This is a genomic window from Clostridium sp. 16K-1-R1, from assembly GCF_023921145.1.
Taxonomy (GTDB): Bacteria; Bacillota; Clostridia; order Clostridiales; family Clostridiaceae; genus Sarcina; species Sarcina perfringens.
On record NZ_CP046515.1, the window covers coordinates 1,849,690 to 1,866,317 of the forward strand.

A 16,628-nucleotide genomic window follows, 5' to 3' on the forward strand; every position below is an offset into this window, starting at 1 on the left:
CATTCCTTCTTCATAAAGCCTCGCCTTGCCTAAGCTACTACGATTTTGTATGGCTCTCCAAAGGCTTAAATTCCGAAGTTAGCCCTCCGTACATATATAAGTGCTTTTGATTTTAAGCTATCTTATATTCTTTTGCATTTTTAAGATTAATACTTGCGTTTAAATCTCTATCAATAGTAAATCCGCAATCGCATTTATAAATTCTATCTGATAGTTTTAAATCCTTCTTAATCTTTCCACAATTACTACAAGTCTTTGATGATGGATAAAATCTATCAACTATTCTAAGTTCTATATTATTTTGTTTGCATTTAGACATTAGTTTAGTTTTAAATTCAAAAAACTTCTGACTTGAAATAGCTTTAGATAAATGCTTATTCTTCATCATATTGGATACTGCTAAATCTTCAATTGTTATATAGCTTGGTTTTTGCTTAACTATTGAAAATACTGTTTTATTTATATAATCAGTTCGTATATTAGCTAATCTCTGATGAAGTCTTTGTACTTTGACTACTTGTTTTTGAATATTTTGACGAGTAGCTCTCCCTTCTTTTATATTTTTATTTCTTATTTTTAAACTTTCATATTTCCTTGAAAGTTTTCTTTGCTCTCTTTTTAACTTCTTTTCGATTTTCTTAACCGTTGAAGTTTTATTTATATTTTTAAATTTATTACCATTTGAACATATTGCAAATTCCTTAATACCTAGGTCAATTCCTAAACCTTCATTATTGGGATTAGATATTTTTATATATGTTTCTTCAACCAATATAGATACATAATATCTATCAGCTTTTTGACTTACTGTACCACTTTTAACTACTGAATTTTTAGGAATATATCCAAACTCTTTTAATCTTACCCATCCTAAAGTTGGTATTTTGACTCTATGTCTTTCTAAAGTCCAATCTGTCTTATTATTCTTAGGAAAATAAGCTTTTACATCTTGATTTTTCTTTTTCTTAAATCTTGGAAAACCCTTAGCTTTTTTAAAGAAATCTTTAAATGCTTTATCTCCATTCATAATAGCTTGTTTAGTAGCTTTAGAAGATACTTCTTTAATCCATTTTTTATCTTGATTATTTGGGATATATTCGTTATTTAACCACTTTGAAAAGTCCATACCACTAACAAACTTTCCTTCTTTCTCGTAAATCTCTTTATTATGAGCAATGTAGAAATTATATATAAATCTTGATACACCAATAGTTTGGTGTATTTTAGATTTTTGATCATCAGTAGGATTAATTTCTATCTTGTATGCTCTTTTCAACTTCTTCATCCCCTCTAATTTTTTTCTTATATTTTCTTAATCCATATATGCGACAACTAAAAATATGAAGTATTGATATTATATCTTGGAATAATTCTTCTTGTGGTGAAAGAAAGACTTTCATTATTTACAACTATAATCTCTACATTGAATTTATCTGAAAAAATTTCAAACCAATCATATCCAAAACTCATAAATCTATCTTTATCAGTTATAATAATTGTACTTATCTCATTTGTCATACAACTATCAATAAGTCTATTCTATTTTTACGATTATACTTTAGTCCACTTCCATAATCCTCTATAACTTCATCTACTATTATTCCTTTAGTATTAGCATATTGTCTAAGAAATTCAACTTGATTTTTTAAATCATTTTTCTGGTTAGAAGTTGAAACTCGTGTATAAATAACTATTTTTCTACTATTTGTTTCTTTATGTATTCCTGTATCTCAAGATACTGTTCATAAGTATAGCATCTTCTATTTGTAGGAGTTCTAAATGCTTTTAATTTTCTGTCATTATCCCACCTTTTCAGCTCAATAACTGATACATTTAATAATTCTGCAAATTCTTTAGGTTTATAATATTTTCTCATATAATCACTTCATCTTGTGATTATATTATATCCTATTAGACCATATTTGATTATATTTTTATAAACAAAATAATATCTCCTTTAAAATCTTATATTTATATATTATTTTGTTATATCCAATTCATCATATAATTCCTCTAATGTAAGATTATTATCATAACAATATTTGCTTACTTCTAAATCTCCAACATATCTATAGTGCCAAGGTTCATAACTATACCCAGTTATATCTTCCTTTCCTTTTAAATATCTTAGAATGAAACCATATTTATGAGAGTTTTCTAAAAGCCACTGTCCTTCTTTTGTATCCTCAAAAGACTCTTCTAATTGAAACCCTATAGATCTAGTAGTAAGGTCTACAGCTAATCCTAATTGATGCTCACTTGTTCCTGGTAAAGCCACAAGATTGCTTGAATCACTCTTCTCTTTTTCTAAAGCTCTGCCATATAAATATTCCTGCTCTTCATAAGACCTATAAGCACAAGAAAGGTATAAGTCTAACCCAGCTTTTTTTGCATCACTAAAAAGATTTTCTAAATCTTTCTTTAATACATTGCTAACTCTGTTTCTAGGTTCATTTTCTAAACCTACAAAATTAACCTTTGGAATAATTAATTCTTCTGGCTTATAACTTTTATCTATTGAGTTTTCCTTATTTACAACCTTAAACAATCCATCCTTATCATTTAAAATTATTTTTTTAATACGAAGCTGCTCTTCACTAAGCTCTTCTTTATTTGATTCTTTATTCTCATTATCTATCTCTTCATTAGAACTTACATTACTCACCTCTAAAGCTTTCAATTTGTAAGACTCATAGCTTCTTCCTATAAAAAAACTAGTTATTGTTAATGTAATAATAACTCCTGTTAATATGTAACTTTTAAGTTTCACCTAAACATACCTCCAATTATTTATTAAACAGACTAATCTTTTAAATTATTACCAAATTAACATTATATAAACGTAATATTTCAAAAATTTAAACTGTAAAATAATAAATTGAAGTTTTCTATTGGGAATTAATACAAAGTTTATTATATTATAAACTTTATTCCATATTCAATATTATAAATTAAAATCATATATTTTGATTAAAATTTAGCAAAGTTTAAAGTAATTTAAAAAAGTACTAAAAGATTTTAACTTTTAGTACTTTTAATTTATTTTGCTGCTTTTAATTTGCTTCTTCTGTGTCTATCTGTTTTAAAGGTAAGATTAACTGTAAATAGTATTATAACTCCTACGTAACAAATTAAGTATAATCCTACTGAAATACTATTAATTAGAATCAAATAAATAGCTGTAATTATAACCCCTAAATTTCCAATCCACTTAAAGGTATTTCCTAAGACACTACTTACATACTCCAAATCATCTTTTTCCTTATCAAAACCTGATAAAAGATGAGCTAGATTTTTATCCTTTACTTTTTTTCCTATGAATATGTTAAAAATACTTAGTAATAATAATAAAATAGCAATAAGCATATATCCTCCTAAGACCCTTTTATTATATAATACTATAATTTTACATATATATTCTCAGTTTCCACTTAACTTTATTAAATATTTTTTAATTTTACTTTTTAAAACTTCTATTTTGTATTATAAGCTTTTCATACCAATCCTTTAATACTAAAGATTATATTTATCTTATTAATAAAAAAAACACCTGATAATATTCAGGTGTTTGGTGCCGAAGACGGGACTCGAACCCGTACGAGTATTAGCCCGGCGGATTTTGAGTCCGCTGCGTCTGCCAATTCCGCCACTTCGGCTTGAACATTTTTATTATATATTAACTGTTCATTTCTGTCAATACATATTTTTCCATATAAATTCTTGTAGATTTTCATTCTAAAAATACTTTTAAAATTTTTAAGTTTATTTTATTTTTATATTTAATATTCATAGCAAAGTAATATTCATAATATAAATTATAATATGATCAAGTTAGTTTAGGAGAATAATAATGAATGATCTTTTAAATCTTTTTATATACATAGATGAATATTTAATAAAAAGTCTATCTTCTGTATATCTAAATGGATATATAGATATACGTACTTCTAAAAGAATTTGTGACAACACCTTATCTGGAAGAATTCACTTAGATGAAAATAATAAAACCTTTTGTAGTGATGGAAAAAGTCGAATGTATAATAAGGGTTTTAAAACTAGTAATAGATCAAATGACTTTAATGAAACAAATTGTTATGGAAATGATAGAAGCATAGAAAATAGACTATTTGGAAGAACTGAAGAAGAAATAAAAAGAATTTATACTTCTTTTGAAATACACAATACTATGCTTAAGAGAATGACTACCTCAAAAGTTATTAAGGATCTTGAAAATTCTCATTTAGTTGATTCTCATATTTCTGAAGGAGATTTTATAAGAACAAAGGGATGCATAACAGAAACTTCACTCTCTTCTTACTTAGATTCAATAATAAGCTTAATAGAATGCTTTCCCTTAGACATATTAGACTCCCTTTTAAAAGATAAAAACTTAGGCAATTTAAACTTTTCTATAATATTAAATTTACTAAAAACAATTAAAGATAAACTTTCTTTAAATTCAACTGAAGATATAATTATGAATTGTTCTGGCTATACTGCAATACTTAATACCAATTCAAAATACTTTTTAAATGGAGATTGTTATGTATTTGATAAATGTAATTGTAATTGCAATGTTTTAGGAAAAGTTATTAAAGTTTGTACAAATAATAATGATTGTATAAATTTATTAAGAAAGCTTACACAGGAAAATTATTATATTGATTTATTAAAGTCAATTGAGCCTTATTTAGATCTATTGAAAAATCTTAATATACCAATTCCTAAATGTCCAGAACCTAAAGTTAAATCACCAGCTGTACTAATAGCACCAATAAGCATGTATTTTTAAAGCCTTCTAAATTTAATTAGAAGGCTTTAAAATTTTATTATTTAGCTATTATTTCAATTCCATCCTCTGTAACTAGTATTGTGTGCTCCCATTGAGCTGAAAGTGATCCATCCATAGTTAAGGCAGTCCAATCATTTTCTGCATCTACAAAGACATCATATTTCCCTTCATTTATCATAGGCTCTATTGTAAAGATCATACCTGGTACTAATACCATACCCTCTCCAGCATCTCCATAGTGATATACAAATGGATCCTCATGGAATTTTAATCCTACTCCATGACCTCCAAAATCTCTTACCACTGAATATCCATTCTTTTCTGCATGCTCTTGAATTGCTGCTCCTATATCTCCTAAGAATCCCCAAGGTTTAACTGCTTCAATACCTTTTTCTAAGCATTCTTTAGCTACTTTAACTAATCTTTTTGCATTTTCACTAGCTTCTCCAATAATAAACATTCTTGAGGCATCTGAATAATATCCATTATATATAGTAGATACATCAACGTTTATTATATCTCCTTCTTTAAGAATTATATTTTCATCAGGAATTCCATGACAAACCTCATCATTTATAGAAGTACAAACACTTTTAGGGAATCCACCATAGTTAAGTGGTGCTGGAATAGCTCCTCTACTTACAGTATAATCGTGTACTATTTTATTTATATCTTCAGTACTCATACCTGCTTTTATTTTCTCTGCAACTAAATCTAAAACAGCATTGTTTATTTCTGCACTTTTTCTTATACCTTCTATTTGTTCTTCATTTTTTATTATATCTCTAGTAGGAACTTCAAATCCTTCTCTAGCTAAATTTTCTATTCTCTCATCAAATTCCATATGACATTTTTTATATTTCTTACCACTGTTACACCAGCATAAATCATTTCTATTTATTCTCATTTTCCTGTCTCCTTATAAAAACTTTAAATACACCTTAAAGTATATATCTATACTTTTAAGTATATACTAAGTTATACTTTTTTCAAGTTTACACCTTATTAATAAGATTATAAAAAAAGATATAGGATTTATGTACTCTATACTATCCCATATCTATAATTCTAAAAACAATATAAGTTTTACTTACTTTTATCTATAAAAAGAGCTATATTTTCTCTTATTATACTCATTATAATTCATTAAATTATATATAACTCCCTTTATATTAATCCTCTTTGCAAATATTATCATATTAAGTTCCTCCCATTTATCCTTTTTATAATAATATGTAATATTTGCTTCAATTATTAAAAAGCAATGTGTTTTTCTTTTGAAAGATTTATTTTATCATTTTCTTCTATGGATTCTAAAACATATCTAACAACTGAATTATTTAAATACATTGCAAAAAATAGATCATTTCTATGTCCATATACATCTCTATATTTCTTTAAAGCATTTTTAAAGAACACATCATAATCTGAGTTTCCTAGTATTTTATAACTATCTTTTATTATTATATCTTTACTAAAAACCTTATGTAACTTTTTCTCATATAACACATGCTTTAAGGTTACACTCTCCTTAAAACCCCATTCCTCATCATGAGGCAAAGAAAAAAAGTCACATAGAAAATGACATATTACTCCTAACTCTATACTAAATTTTTCTTTTCCTAAATGATTTATTATTTCATCACTACTTAACCTACTTAGCTCTTTTACCTTTTCATCAATAATCTCTTCAAACTGTTTTCTGCCATGTTTTTTCAACCTATATTTAGGTGAAATATCTGGAAGAACATTTCCTTTTAAAAAACTTTTTTTATCAATTAAATTTCTTCCTCTTCCTTCAATAGTATTAAATGTATTTTCTCCTATTTCAAGATGAGTTTTATAAAGCATATTAATCACCACCCTTAGTATATTTTGTTCAAAGTGCAAAAAAAAATTACAATAATAATAAAAAATAGATTATATGCATATAATCTATTTGAGGTGATTTTATGACTTTAAAAAACAAAAATAATTTAATAAAACATCTTAGTTTTATTACTATTATTTTAATTTCCTTTACTTTAATATTTACCTTTAAAGATAATTCTACTAAATCTGTTATTAATGAAAATACTATTAAAGAAACTATAAAGTCAGATTTAAATGGTGATGGGAAAGAAGATTGTTTATATATAGAATTAGGAAGTGAAAATAATTATATAATAAATGCAACTATTAATGAAAAAAGTTATGAATTAACTCCAAATAAAACAATTAATTCTCTAGGTAACTTTTCGCCTAATCGTCCTATAACTTTAAACTTATTAGATTTAGACAGAAATAATATTAAAGAGATAATTGTTCAATCTTCTGAAGAAGATAGCTCTATACAGCATTTATTTAAGTGGACTGGAAATGGCTTTGAAGATATATTTTACTCTACAAACAATATATTAGGAATTGTAGATTCAAATAATGGGAAAACCCCTAAAATACTTTCTTTTTCCTTAGGTGATAGTAAAGAAAATATTCAAAAATATATGCTTTTAAATAAAAAATTTAAAAATATATCCTATGATACAGTTGAACCTACTGGACTATATTCTATAATTTCTTTTATAGACATAATATCTTTAAATTATGAAATATCTGAACTTCCAAATATATTTGCAACTTATATTTCTAAAGAAGATCTATCTCAAATATGGAGATTAGAAAAAGAGTCTTATTATTATGACTTTCAAGAGGCTTTCTTTATGGATATAGCTTGGAATAATACTGGAGAAGCCACTAATTGCTCTTGGACCTTAAACTTTAATAAAATCCCAAAAGAAAACCCTAATAATAAATCACAAGTTAAATTCATAATTCAATTAGAAAAAATTAATGATACATTTTTAATAAGTTCCATAAATTTAAATATTAATAAATAATAAAAAGAGATTTATCAAAATAACTTATAAATAAAAATTATAAATAAAATTTGATCAAAGTTAAGAATTTCTCATAATATATTTATAAATTTCATATACAAGTTTTGATAAATCTCTTTTTTAAATTAAGTATATAAATCTAATAAGTTATTTTTCCTTCCTTATACATCTTTAAAACCTTATCTAAAAATCTAGCTCTTTGAGGATCAACAAAATTTCTAAGGGAAAGTATCATAGTAACTATTGGATCCATACTTGTATCACCACTTACATTATTTGGTGCTCCTAAATTTCCACCTCCCATATTTCCACCCATCATATTAGCAATAGCTCCTAAGTTCCCCATATTACCCATTGGATTCATTCCTTGTGCTCCGCCACCTAGTAATCCCATAAGTGAGCTTAAATCCCCCATAGGGTTTCCATCTCCCATAATAGCTGATAAAGGATTATTATTATTCATATTTCCTTTCTTACTACTTTTATTCTTAGAAGAATTATTCTTTCCTCCATCCTTGTTATTTAAAATAGAATTTATAGAATTCATATCGAATCCATCACTGCCCATAGAAGATAGAACTTCTGATACTTTGTTTACATCAACATCTCCAAGTCCTAACATATCTAACATCTGAGGATTTAATCCCCCCATAAAATTTCCTTGATTTGAATTTTCACTAACTTTATTTTTGCGTCTACGCTTTGACATCTCCTATCCTCCTTAATAAATTTATGTATATGTACTATAATTTTTTATTTTTTTAGGAGGGTTAAAAAACCCTCCAAAAATTATTCTAACAACATTCATAGCCGCAGCTATTTGCGTTTACACCACCACATAGCCAGAATAATAAGAATAAGATATATGCTCTATCATTGCATAATAAACCTGATTGACAAAGTATTAGCAATGTTGGTAATGTTGTGCAAGCATTAAATCCTGAACAACCAGTATTTCTACTTTGTTGACTGCAGCAATCATGTTTTTTGCCTTTGCATTTGCATTCGCATTTACATCTGCATCTACATTTGCAGCATTTCTTTCTACTCATAAAAATTCACTCCTTTTTCTATTAGCAACATCTATTATTGTTGCATCCACAAGCATTAAATCCACCGCATAGTAATGATAATAAAATTAAGATATATGCTCTATCGTTACATAATAAACCTGAACATTGTAAAACTAAAAGAGTTGGTAGTACTGTACAAGCATCCATTCCTGTACATCCGCCATGTCTACTATAGTTTTCATGACTATTACAGCAACATTTTTTCTTTCTACTCATTTCTCTTTACTCCTTTTCTATTTTCTAAGCCTTTGTTAACATCCACAATTACCTAATAATCCATTGCAGTTATTGTTTCCGCCATTATTTCCGAAGCCACCACATAAAGTTGCTAAAATAATTATCCATATTATAGCGTTACATCCAAATCCACCATTTCCGCCTCCACAGCAGCATTCATCTTCACAGCAGCAACAGCATCTGTTACTATTTCCACCGAATCCGCCATTTCCGCCGAATCCGCCACCACATAATAAGAATAACCAAATTAATGTCCATATTCCGCCACCGAAGCCAAAACCACAGTTATTTCCGAATCCTCCGCAGTTATTTCCAAAGCCACCACAATTGTTTCCAAATCCACCACAAGAGTTATTTCCAAATCCGTTAAAATTATTAACTCCTCCTACAGATTGTCCACAATTATCAAAAGAATTTCCACATCCTGAAGTATTACAGCATCCTGAGTTACCACAATTGTCATTTGACATTCCTTCTAAGATTTCATTTAAGTCCATAAATGTTACCTCCATATATTTTCTTTATACTATATAGTATTCTCTTCACAAATTTTTGACACATATTTATGGAATATTTTCTACTTTTTGTAATAAATATTGATAAAAGGGCATATACTTCAAAAAAAGAAGCTGCGAAGATAAAATCTTCACAGCTTCTTTAATACTATATTCTAGAAACATCTAAAAAGTTAATTTTATATTTAATTTATGAAATTAAACTTCTTCAACTAAATCATCAAAAAGGTAATCTACAAGTTCATCTTTTCCTTTTTTATTTAATGAAGAGAAGAACTTAAGTTTGTGATCTTTAGGTAATCCTAGAGTTTCTTTTATAAGCTTTTCGCTTTTTCCTATTTGATTATTAGATATCTTATCACTCTTTGTTGCAATAACTACAACTTCATATCCATAATGCTTTATCCATTCATACATTTGAACATCATCAGCAGTAGGCTTATGTCTACAATCTACTAATAAAACAACCTTCTTTAAAGGTCCTCTATTTAATAAATATCTTTCTATTGTAGCACCCCAAGATGCCTTCTCTTTTTTAGATACTTTTGCATATCCATAACCAGGTAAATCTACTAAATAAAAATCTTTATTTAATAAGAAGAAATTTATTAATCTAGTTTTTCCTGGAGTTTGACTTACCTTTGCTAAGCCTCTTCTATTAGTTAATGAATTAATTATAGAAGATTTACCAACATTTGATCTACCAACAAAAGCTATTTCTGGTAGGTTATCATCAGGATACTGTTCTCTCTTAACCGCTGATATTATAAATTCCGAACTTTTTATTTTCATTATTTTTCAACTCCAACCAATGCATTTTCTAATACATCATCAATTTTATCTGCAAGTATTATATTTAAACTATCCTTAACTATTTTAGGAAGTTTAATTACGTCTTTTTCATTTTCCTTAGGAACTATAACCGTATCAATTCCTACTCTTCTTGCTGCTAAGCATTTTTCTTTTAAACCACCAATAGCTAAAACTTTTCCAGTTAAAGTTATTTCTCCAGTCATAGCAACATTGTGTTTAACTTTTTTACCAGTTAATGCTGATACTAAGGCAGTAGTCATAGTAACCCCTGCAGAAGGACCATCCTTTGGTACTGCACCCTCTGGAGCATGTATATGAATATCTTTCTTAGAATAAAACTCATCCTTTATTCCTAATTCCTTCATATGAGCTCTCACATAAGAGTATGCAGCTTTTGCAGATTCCTTCATTACATCTCCAAGTTGTCCAGTAAGCTCTAATCTGCCCTTACCATCCATAACCATTACTTCTACTGGTAAAGTATCTCCACCATAAGCAGTCCAAGCCATTCCTGTAACTACTCCAACCTTATCTTCCTTATCAATTTCTTCATAGCTAAAGATTTTTGGCCCTAAGTATTTTTCAACTAACTTAGTAGATATATTTAAATTTTTCTTATCTTTTTCTATTATATCCTTTATTCCTTTTCTTATAACATTAGCTATTTGTCTTTGAAGATTTCTTACTCCAGACTCTCTTGTATAACTATCTATAATAAGTTTTAAAGCAGAATCAGATATAGTTATTATTTTATTATCAACACCATGTTCTTTTAATACCTTTGGTACTAAATATTTCTTAGCTATTCTGAATTTTTCTTCATAAGTATATCCTGATACCTCTATTAATTCCATTCTATCTAAAAGAGGTCTTGGAATTCCATCTAAAGAGTTTGCTGTTGTTATAAACATAACCTCTGATAAATCAACATCCACCTCTAGATAATGGTCTCTAAAAGTTTTATTTTGCTCATTATCAAAAACCTCTAGTAAGGCATCAGCTGGATTTCCTTTGAAATCCATTCCTAACTTATCAATTTCATCTAGTAAAAATACTGGATTCATACTTTTAGCTTCCTTTAATCCAGTAACTATTCTTCCTGGAATTGCTCCAACGTAAGTTCTTCTATGTCCTCTTATATCAGCTTCATCTCTAACTCCACCTAAAGACATTCTTACAAACTTTCTATTTAGTGAAGTTGCAACACTTTTAGCTATAGAAGTTTTACCTACCCCTGGAGGTCCAACTAGGCAAAGAATAGGTCCTCTTAATGAATTACTTATTTGCTTTACAGCTAAATATTCAAGAATTCTATCCTTTACGTCCTTTAATCCATAATGATCTTTATCTAATACTTTTCTCGCATCTTTTATATTTAAAGTATCCTCAGTAAATTCTCCCCAAGGCATGTCTAATAAATTTTCTAAGTAAGTTCTTGTAACTCCTCCATCTTGAGAATATGGAGATGATGCCTTAAGCTTTGAAATTTCATATTGAGCTTTTTCCTTAACCTGATTAGGTAATTTTTTCTCATTTATAACTTTCTCAAACTCAATTATAGCTTTCTTATTATCATCATCTTCTCCAAGTTCCTCTTGGATTACCTTCATTTGCTCTCTTAAATAATATTCTCTTTGGCCTTTATCTAATTTCTTCTTAACTTTAGTTCCAATTCTTTTTTCTATTTTAGCTACTTCAATTTCTTCTTTCACATAAAATATTAATTTTTCTATTCTTTTCTTTAAATCTAAAGTTTGAAGAATATCCTGCTTGTCCTCTTGTTTTATAAGAGCATATGAAGAAATTAAATCTGTAACCTTATTTAAATCTTTTTCTTCTTCTAGATTATCAAATAAATCAACACCATTTATTCCACTACTTGCTGTAATATCTAAAAACTCAAAAAAATCATCCTTTAACTTTCTTGATAAAGCTTCAAGTTCATGGTCAATTTCATTATCAATATCTATTTTCTCTATTGATGCTTCAAGTAATTCCTCTTTATCAAAGAATTCATCCATCTTTGCTCTTTCAATACCTTCTACTAAAACTCTTATAGTGTTTTTTGGCATTTTTACAATTTGCTTTATTTCACAGATTGTACCTATATTAAAGATGTCATCTTCACTCGGATTGTCAATCTCTATATCTTTTTGAGCTGCTAAAAATATCTTTTGATCTCCTGCCATAGCCTTTTCAACAGCTTCTATTGACTTTTCCCTACCAACGTCAAAGTATATAACCATATTAGGAAATACAGTTAGACCTCTTAGAGGAATTAAAGGAAGAATTAATTTATCTTCTTTCATAAATATCCCCTCCAAAAAAATTAATAACTACATATTATATAAATATATAGTCTTTAACAAGTATACACATATTACAAGTTTTTTTCAAGCTTATTTAATTCCATAAAAGAAAACTAACACTTTAAGTGTTAGCTTTCTTTATAGATTCTGCATTTAAGGCACCAGCACCAAAAAATGCCCTATTATCTTTAATTATTAAGCTCTCTTTTTCTATACATTCTTCTTCATAAAGTGCAAGATCTAATACCTCTTCAATTTTCTTAACACCAACTATCTTTATTCCATCAATATCTCTAGTTATACTACTTAAATTTTCCTTTGGAACAATTACCAATTCTACTCCCGCTCTCTTTGCTGCTAATATCTTTGCATTTACTCCCCCTATTGGTTTTACCTTTCCCTTTATTGATATCTCACCAGTCATGGCTACTCTATTATTTACAGGCACTCCTTTTATTGCACTATATATGGCTGTAGCTATACTTATTCCAGCTGATGGACCATCTACTGGTATTCCTCCTGGAAAGTTAACATGTATATCATAGGCCTTTGAATTTAAATTAAATATATTATCTAATACTGTCAATACATTCTGTACAGAGCAATAGGCTGTGCTTTTTCTCTTTATTTTCTTCTCTCCACCGCCTAGTTCTTCATCATCAACTATTCCAGTAATTTTTATACTACCTATACTATTACTTGATAACTTTGCTGTAGCTTCTATTTCCATTAAAGCTCCATTGTTAGCTCCATATACAGCTAAGCCATTTACATACCCAATTTCAGGTTTATCATTTATCATTCTTTCCATTCTAGGATTGTATTGACCATTTTCAATAACCCAATAAATATCACTCTCTTTTATGTAATCTCTATTTTCATTTATTGCAAGACCAGAACATAATTGCACTAAGTTTATAACTTCTCTTCCATTAGTACAATATCTAGATACTATGTCTAATCCCTCATCACTTATTCTATAGCCAACCTTATTTGTAGCATTTAAAGCAATTTTTCTAATCTCTTCAACAGTTAGTCCTCTAAAAAATATTTCTACGCACCTTGACCTTATAGCTGGCACTATTTCCTCTGGGCTTCTTGTAGTTGCACCAATTAATCTAAAATCTGCTGGTAATCCATTATCAAATATTTCTTTTATATATCTAGGAGTATTGGGATCTTCTGAACTATAATAGGCTGAATCTAAAAAAACTTTTCTATCCTCTAAAACTTTAAGAAGTTTATTTAATTCAATAGGATGGAGTTCTCCTATTTCATCTATAAAAAGTATTCCTCCATGAGCCTTTGTTACAGCTCCTGGCTTAGGTTGAGGAACTCCTGCAATCCCTAAGGAACCAGCTCCTTGATATATTGGATCATGAACAGAACCTATTAATGGATCTGCTATCCCCCTCTCATCAAATCTTAAAGTTGTGGCATCTATTTCAACAAATTTAGAATCCTTATTAAAAGGAGATGCTGCCATTTTCTTAGCCTCTTCTAAAATTATTCTAGCTGCTGCAGTTTTTCCTACCCCTGGTGGACCATATATTATTACATGCTGTGGATTTGGCCCACAAAGTGCTGCTTTAAGAGCTTTTATTCCCTTTTCCTGTCCTATTATTTCTTCTAAATTACTCGGTCTACTTTTTTCAGTTAAAGGTTCTGTCAGTTTTATCATTCTTAATTTATTTAATTTTTCCATTTCTTTTTCATTTTCTTTTTCTAAAACACTATTATCTTTCTTCTTACTCGCAAAGGACTTGCTCATATATATATAGAATAAAATTGACATAAGTAATTGTAGAAACATTATAAATGTATAAGTATTCATCTCTAATACCTCCCGTTCTATACGGTTAGTATTTACCTATTTTTGTGATGATATTCCAAAAACTCCATAAAAAATAAAAAAGATGCATAAATAGTATGCATCTTTTTCTATTAAGCAGTTTCTATATCTTTTCTAGCTTTATTTTTCTTCTCAGTTTTTAAAGTTGGTCTAACTTCTCCTTCTGGAAGCTTTTCAAGCTCTGGATCTTTTCTATCTTTGATTGTCTCTTCAGTTATAGTAGCTTTTACAATATTCTCTTCTGATGGTATATCAAACATTATATCCATCATAGTTTCTTCTACTATAGCTCTTAATCCTCTAGCACCAGTTTTTCTATTTATAGCTTCATCTGCAATAGCTTTTAAAGCTTCCTCTGTAAAATCTAGTTTTACATTATCAAGCTCAAATAACTTTTTGTATTGTTTTACTAGAGCATTCTTTGGCTTAGTTAAAATACTTACTAAAGCTTCGTTATCTAAAGCTTCTAAAGTTACTAATACTGGTAATCTACCAACAAATTCTGGTATTAAACCAAATTTTAATAAATCCCCAGGCATTATATCCTTTAAAAGTTCTCCAACGTTCTTTTCGCTTTTTCCTTTAACCTCAGCGCCAAAACCTATAGAACTCTTAGTTCCTCTTTTTTCTATTATTTTATCTATTCCATCAAAAGCTCCACCACAAATAAATAAAATATTTGAAGTATTAATTTGTATAAACTCTTGATGTGGATGCTTTCTTCCACCTTGTGGTGGTACTGAAGCTGTTGTTCCCTCTAATATTTTTAATAAGGCTTGTTGAACACCCTCTCCAGAAACATCTCTTGTAATAGATGGATTTTCTGATTTTCTAGCAATCTTATCTATCTCATCTATATATATTATCCCTTTTTCAGCTCTTTCAACATCATAATCTGCATTTTGAATTAGCTTTAAAAGTATATTTTCAACATCTTCACCAACATATCCTGCCTCTGTTAATGTTGTAGCATCTGCTATAGCAAATGGAACATTTAACATTTTAGCAAGAGTTTGTGCAAGTAATGTCTTACCTGAACCTGTAGGTCCTAATAAAAGTATGTTACTTTTTTGTAGTTCAACATCATCCTCTGCCTTATTAGCATTTATTCTCTTGTAATGATTATAAACAGCTACTGCTAAAGATTTCTTAGCTCTATCTTGACCAACAACATATTGATCTAAATAGTCTTTAATTTCTTGTGGCTTTGGAAGATTGCTAGCTTCTAATGGTGATGATTCTGTATTTCCTTCAAATTCATCTTCTATTATTTCTGAACAAAGCTCTATACATTCATCACATATATATACACCAGGACCTGCGATTAATCTCTTAACCTGTTCCTGATTTTTACCACAAAAAGAACACCTTAATTGCTTTTTGTCTTCAAATTTTCCCATCTTATCCACCTCAACTTTCAATAAGATTTAAGTTGTAGATTATTTTCTTTCTATAACTTTATCTATTAATCCGTATTCTACTGCTTCTGATGCTTCCATGAAATAATCTCTTTCAACATCTACTTTTATCTTTTCAAGAGGTTGATTTGTATTTTCACTTAAGATTTGGTTTAATTTATCTTTTATCTTTAATATTCTCTTAGCATGAATATCTATATCAGTTGCTTGCCCTTGGAATCCACCTAAAGGTTGGTGTATCATTATTTCAGCATTTGGTAATGCGAATCTCTTTCCTTTTGCTCCTGAAGATAATAAGAATGCTCCCATAGAAGCAGCCATACCTATACAGATTGTAGATACGTCAGGCTTTATATATTGCATAGTATCATAAATTGCCATTCCAGAAGTTATAGAACCTCCTGGGGAATTTATGTAAAGATGTATATCTTTATCTGGATCTTCACTTTCTAAGAATAATAATTGTGCAACAACAAGGTTAGCCGTTACATCATTAACCTCTCCACTTAACATTATTATTCTATCTTTTAATAATCTTGAGAATATATCGTAACTTCTTTCGCCTTTGCTTGTTTGTTCAACTACCATAGGTACTAAATTGCTCATTAAATTCCCTCCTTTTAAAAAAAACTCTAATTATAATATTGCCATATATATCATAAAAACATACATTATCATAATTATTATATAAAAAAAATAGATATTTGTTAATTAGTCTTTTTCTAAACAAACTTTTAATTTTA

Annotated in this window: 16 protein-coding genes, 1 tRNA gene and 1 pseudogene; 2 read left to right on the forward strand and 16 right to left on the reverse strand. The window is 28.4% G+C overall.

Going from position 1 to position 16,628, the window contains the following annotated elements:
• Nucleotides 1-112: 112 nt before the first annotated feature.
• The 5 genes and pseudogenes from GOM42_RS08010 to GOM42_RS08030 all read right to left on the reverse strand — a co-directional run bounded on the left by GOM42_RS08010 (nucleotide 113) and on the right by GOM42_RS08030 (nucleotide 3,656).
• Nucleotides 113-1,276 (reverse strand): RNA-guided endonuclease TnpB family protein, encoded by a 1,164-nt coding sequence (locus tag GOM42_RS08010; RefSeq protein ID WP_003460029.1) that lies wholly within the window; start codon nucleotides 1,274-1,276, stop codon nucleotides 113-115.
• A pseudogene (locus GOM42_RS08015) lies at nucleotides 1,248-1,876 on the reverse strand (IS607 family transposase). The gene GOM42_RS08010 and the pseudogene GOM42_RS08015 overlap by 29 nt, the downstream one beginning before the upstream one ends.
• A 102-nt stretch (nucleotides 1,877-1,978) precedes the next feature.
• Nucleotides 1,979-2,770 (reverse strand): M15 family metallopeptidase, encoded by a 792-nt coding sequence (locus tag GOM42_RS08020; RefSeq protein ID WP_003460040.1) that lies wholly within the window; start codon nucleotides 2,768-2,770, stop codon nucleotides 1,979-1,981.
• A 269-nt stretch (nucleotides 2,771-3,039) separates the two neighbouring features.
• A complete protein-coding gene (locus GOM42_RS08025) occupies nucleotides 3,040-3,366 on the reverse strand; it encodes a hypothetical protein (RefSeq protein ID WP_003460036.1) in 327 nt (108 codons plus the stop codon).
• A 203-nt stretch (nucleotides 3,367-3,569) separates the two neighbouring features.
• Nucleotides 3,570-3,656 (reverse strand) — tRNA-Leu (locus GOM42_RS08030).
• 194 nt (nucleotides 3,657-3,850) lie between these two features.
• On the opposite strand from GOM42_RS08030, the gene GOM42_RS08035 reads away from it, so the two are divergent.
• A complete protein-coding gene (locus GOM42_RS08035) occupies nucleotides 3,851-4,792 on the forward strand; it encodes a hypothetical protein (protein WP_003460046.1) in 942 nt (313 codons plus the stop codon).
• Between the two features lie 37 nt (nucleotides 4,793-4,829).
• Here the strand turns inward: GOM42_RS08035 and GOM42_RS08040 are convergent, their stop codons facing one another.
• Both GOM42_RS08040 and GOM42_RS08045 read right to left on the reverse strand, forming a co-directional pair.
• On the reverse strand, nucleotides 4,830-5,699 hold the full coding sequence (locus tag GOM42_RS08040; protein ID WP_003466212.1) for a methionyl aminopeptidase: 870 nt from the start codon (nucleotides 5,697-5,699) through the stop codon (nucleotides 4,830-4,832).
• Between the two features lie 347 nt (nucleotides 5,700-6,046).
• On the reverse strand, nucleotides 6,047-6,643 hold the full coding sequence (locus tag GOM42_RS08045) for a zinc dependent phospholipase C family protein (protein WP_003460916.1): 597 nt from the start codon (nucleotides 6,641-6,643) through the stop codon (nucleotides 6,047-6,049).
• A gap of 101 nt (nucleotides 6,644-6,744) precedes the next feature.
• On the opposite strand from GOM42_RS08045, the gene GOM42_RS08050 reads away from it, so the two are divergent.
• Nucleotides 6,745-7,668: a hypothetical protein gene (locus GOM42_RS08050; protein ID WP_011590823.1), complete on the forward strand. Its 924-nt coding sequence runs from the start codon at nucleotides 6,745-6,747 to the stop codon at nucleotides 7,666-7,668.
• Nucleotides 7,669-7,807: 139 nt separating this feature from the next.
• Here GOM42_RS08050 and GOM42_RS08055 read toward each other — a convergent pair whose 3' ends face one another.
• The 9 genes from GOM42_RS08055 to clpP all read right to left on the reverse strand — a co-directional run bounded on the left by GOM42_RS08055 (nucleotide 7,808) and on the right by clpP (nucleotide 16,491).
• On the reverse strand, nucleotides 7,808-8,377 hold the full coding sequence (locus GOM42_RS08055) for a hypothetical protein (protein WP_011010422.1): 570 nt from the start codon (nucleotides 8,375-8,377) through the stop codon (nucleotides 7,808-7,810).
• 85 nt (nucleotides 8,378-8,462) lie between these two features.
• Entirely contained in the window at nucleotides 8,463-8,720 is a 258-nt protein-coding gene (locus GOM42_RS08060; protein WP_003477994.1) for a hypothetical protein, read from the reverse strand.
• A 21-nt stretch (nucleotides 8,721-8,741) separates the two neighbouring features.
• Complete coding sequence (locus GOM42_RS08065) at nucleotides 8,742-8,957, reverse strand: hypothetical protein (protein WP_003460758.1); 216 nt, start codon at nucleotides 8,955-8,957, stop codon at nucleotides 8,742-8,744.
• A gap of 35 nt (nucleotides 8,958-8,992) precedes the next feature.
• Complete coding sequence (locus tag GOM42_RS08070; RefSeq protein ID WP_011590826.1) at nucleotides 8,993-9,475, reverse strand: hypothetical protein; 483 nt, start codon at nucleotides 9,473-9,475, stop codon at nucleotides 8,993-8,995.
• Nucleotides 9,476-9,691: 216 nt separating this feature from the next.
• Nucleotides 9,692-10,285 carry a ribosome biogenesis GTP-binding protein YihA/YsxC gene (gene yihA / locus GOM42_RS08075; RefSeq protein ID WP_003448636.1) on the reverse strand — a complete coding sequence of 198 codons (594 nt, stop codon included), beginning with the start codon at nucleotides 10,283-10,285 and terminating at the stop codon, nucleotides 9,692-9,694.
• Nucleotides 10,285-12,615 (reverse strand): endopeptidase La, encoded by a 2,331-nt coding sequence (gene lon / locus GOM42_RS08080; protein ID WP_003460768.1) that lies wholly within the window; start codon nucleotides 12,613-12,615, stop codon nucleotides 10,285-10,287. The genes yihA and lon overlap by 1 nt, the downstream gene beginning before the upstream one ends.
• Before the next feature lie 121 nt (nucleotides 12,616-12,736).
• Nucleotides 12,737-14,449, reverse strand: a complete 1,713-nt coding sequence (gene lonB / locus GOM42_RS08085; protein ID WP_003460767.1) for an ATP-dependent protease LonB — start codon at nucleotides 14,447-14,449, stop codon at nucleotides 12,737-12,739.
• A 110-nt stretch (nucleotides 14,450-14,559) separates the two neighbouring features.
• Entirely contained in the window at nucleotides 14,560-15,867 is a 1,308-nt protein-coding gene (clpX, locus tag GOM42_RS08090; protein WP_003448621.1) for an ATP-dependent Clp protease ATP-binding subunit ClpX, read from the reverse strand.
• A gap of 39 nt (nucleotides 15,868-15,906) precedes the next feature.
• Nucleotides 15,907-16,491, reverse strand: coding sequence for an ATP-dependent Clp endopeptidase proteolytic subunit ClpP (gene clpP, locus GOM42_RS08095; RefSeq protein ID WP_003448628.1), 585 nt, complete (start codon nucleotides 16,489-16,491; stop codon nucleotides 15,907-15,909).
• Nucleotides 16,492-16,628: the final 137 nt, after the last annotated feature.

Coding starts and splice junctions, on each gene's coding strand:
- lon (WP_003460768.1), bottom strand. CDS start 12,615: ATGAAAGAAGATAAATTAATTCTTCCTTTAATTCCTCTAAGAGGTCTA.
- GOM42_RS08035 (WP_003460046.1), top strand. CDS start 3,851: ATGAATGATCTTTTAAATCTTTTTATATACATAGATGAATATTTAATA.
- GOM42_RS08065 (WP_003460758.1), bottom strand. CDS start 8,957: ATGAGTAGAAAGAAAAAATGTTGCTGTAATAGTCATGAAAACTATAGT.
- clpX (WP_003448621.1), bottom strand. CDS start 15,867: ATGGGAAAATTTGAAGACAAAAAGCAATTAAGGTGTTCTTTTTGTGGT.
- clpP (WP_003448628.1), bottom strand. CDS start 16,491: ATGAGCAATTTAGTACCTATGGTAGTTGAACAAACAAGCAAAGGCGAA.
- GOM42_RS08040 (WP_003466212.1), bottom strand. CDS start 5,699: ATGAGAATAAATAGAAATGATTTATGCTGGTGTAACAGTGGTAAGAAA.
- GOM42_RS08060 (WP_003477994.1), bottom strand. CDS start 8,720: ATGAGTAGAAAGAAATGCTGCAAATGTAGATGCAGATGTAAATGCGAA.
- GOM42_RS08055 (WP_011010422.1), bottom strand. CDS start 8,377: ATGTCAAAGCGTAGACGCAAAAATAAAGTTAGTGAAAATTCAAATCAA.
- GOM42_RS08045 (WP_003460916.1), bottom strand. CDS start 6,643: ATGCTTTATAAAACTCATCTTGAAATAGGAGAAAATACATTTAATACT.
- GOM42_RS08070 (WP_011590826.1), bottom strand. CDS start 9,475: ATGGACTTAAATGAAATCTTAGAAGGAATGTCAAATGACAATTGTGGT.
- yihA (WP_003448636.1), bottom strand. CDS start 10,285: ATGAAAATAAAAAGTTCGGAATTTATAATATCAGCGGTTAAGAGAGAA.
- GOM42_RS08050 (WP_011590823.1), top strand. CDS start 6,745: ATGACTTTAAAAAACAAAAATAATTTAATAAAACATCTTAGTTTTATT.
- GOM42_RS08025 (WP_003460036.1), bottom strand. CDS start 3,366: ATGCTTATTGCTATTTTATTATTATTACTAAGTATTTTTAACATATTC.
- lonB (WP_003460767.1), bottom strand. CDS start 14,449: ATGAATACTTATACATTTATAATGTTTCTACAATTACTTATGTCAATT.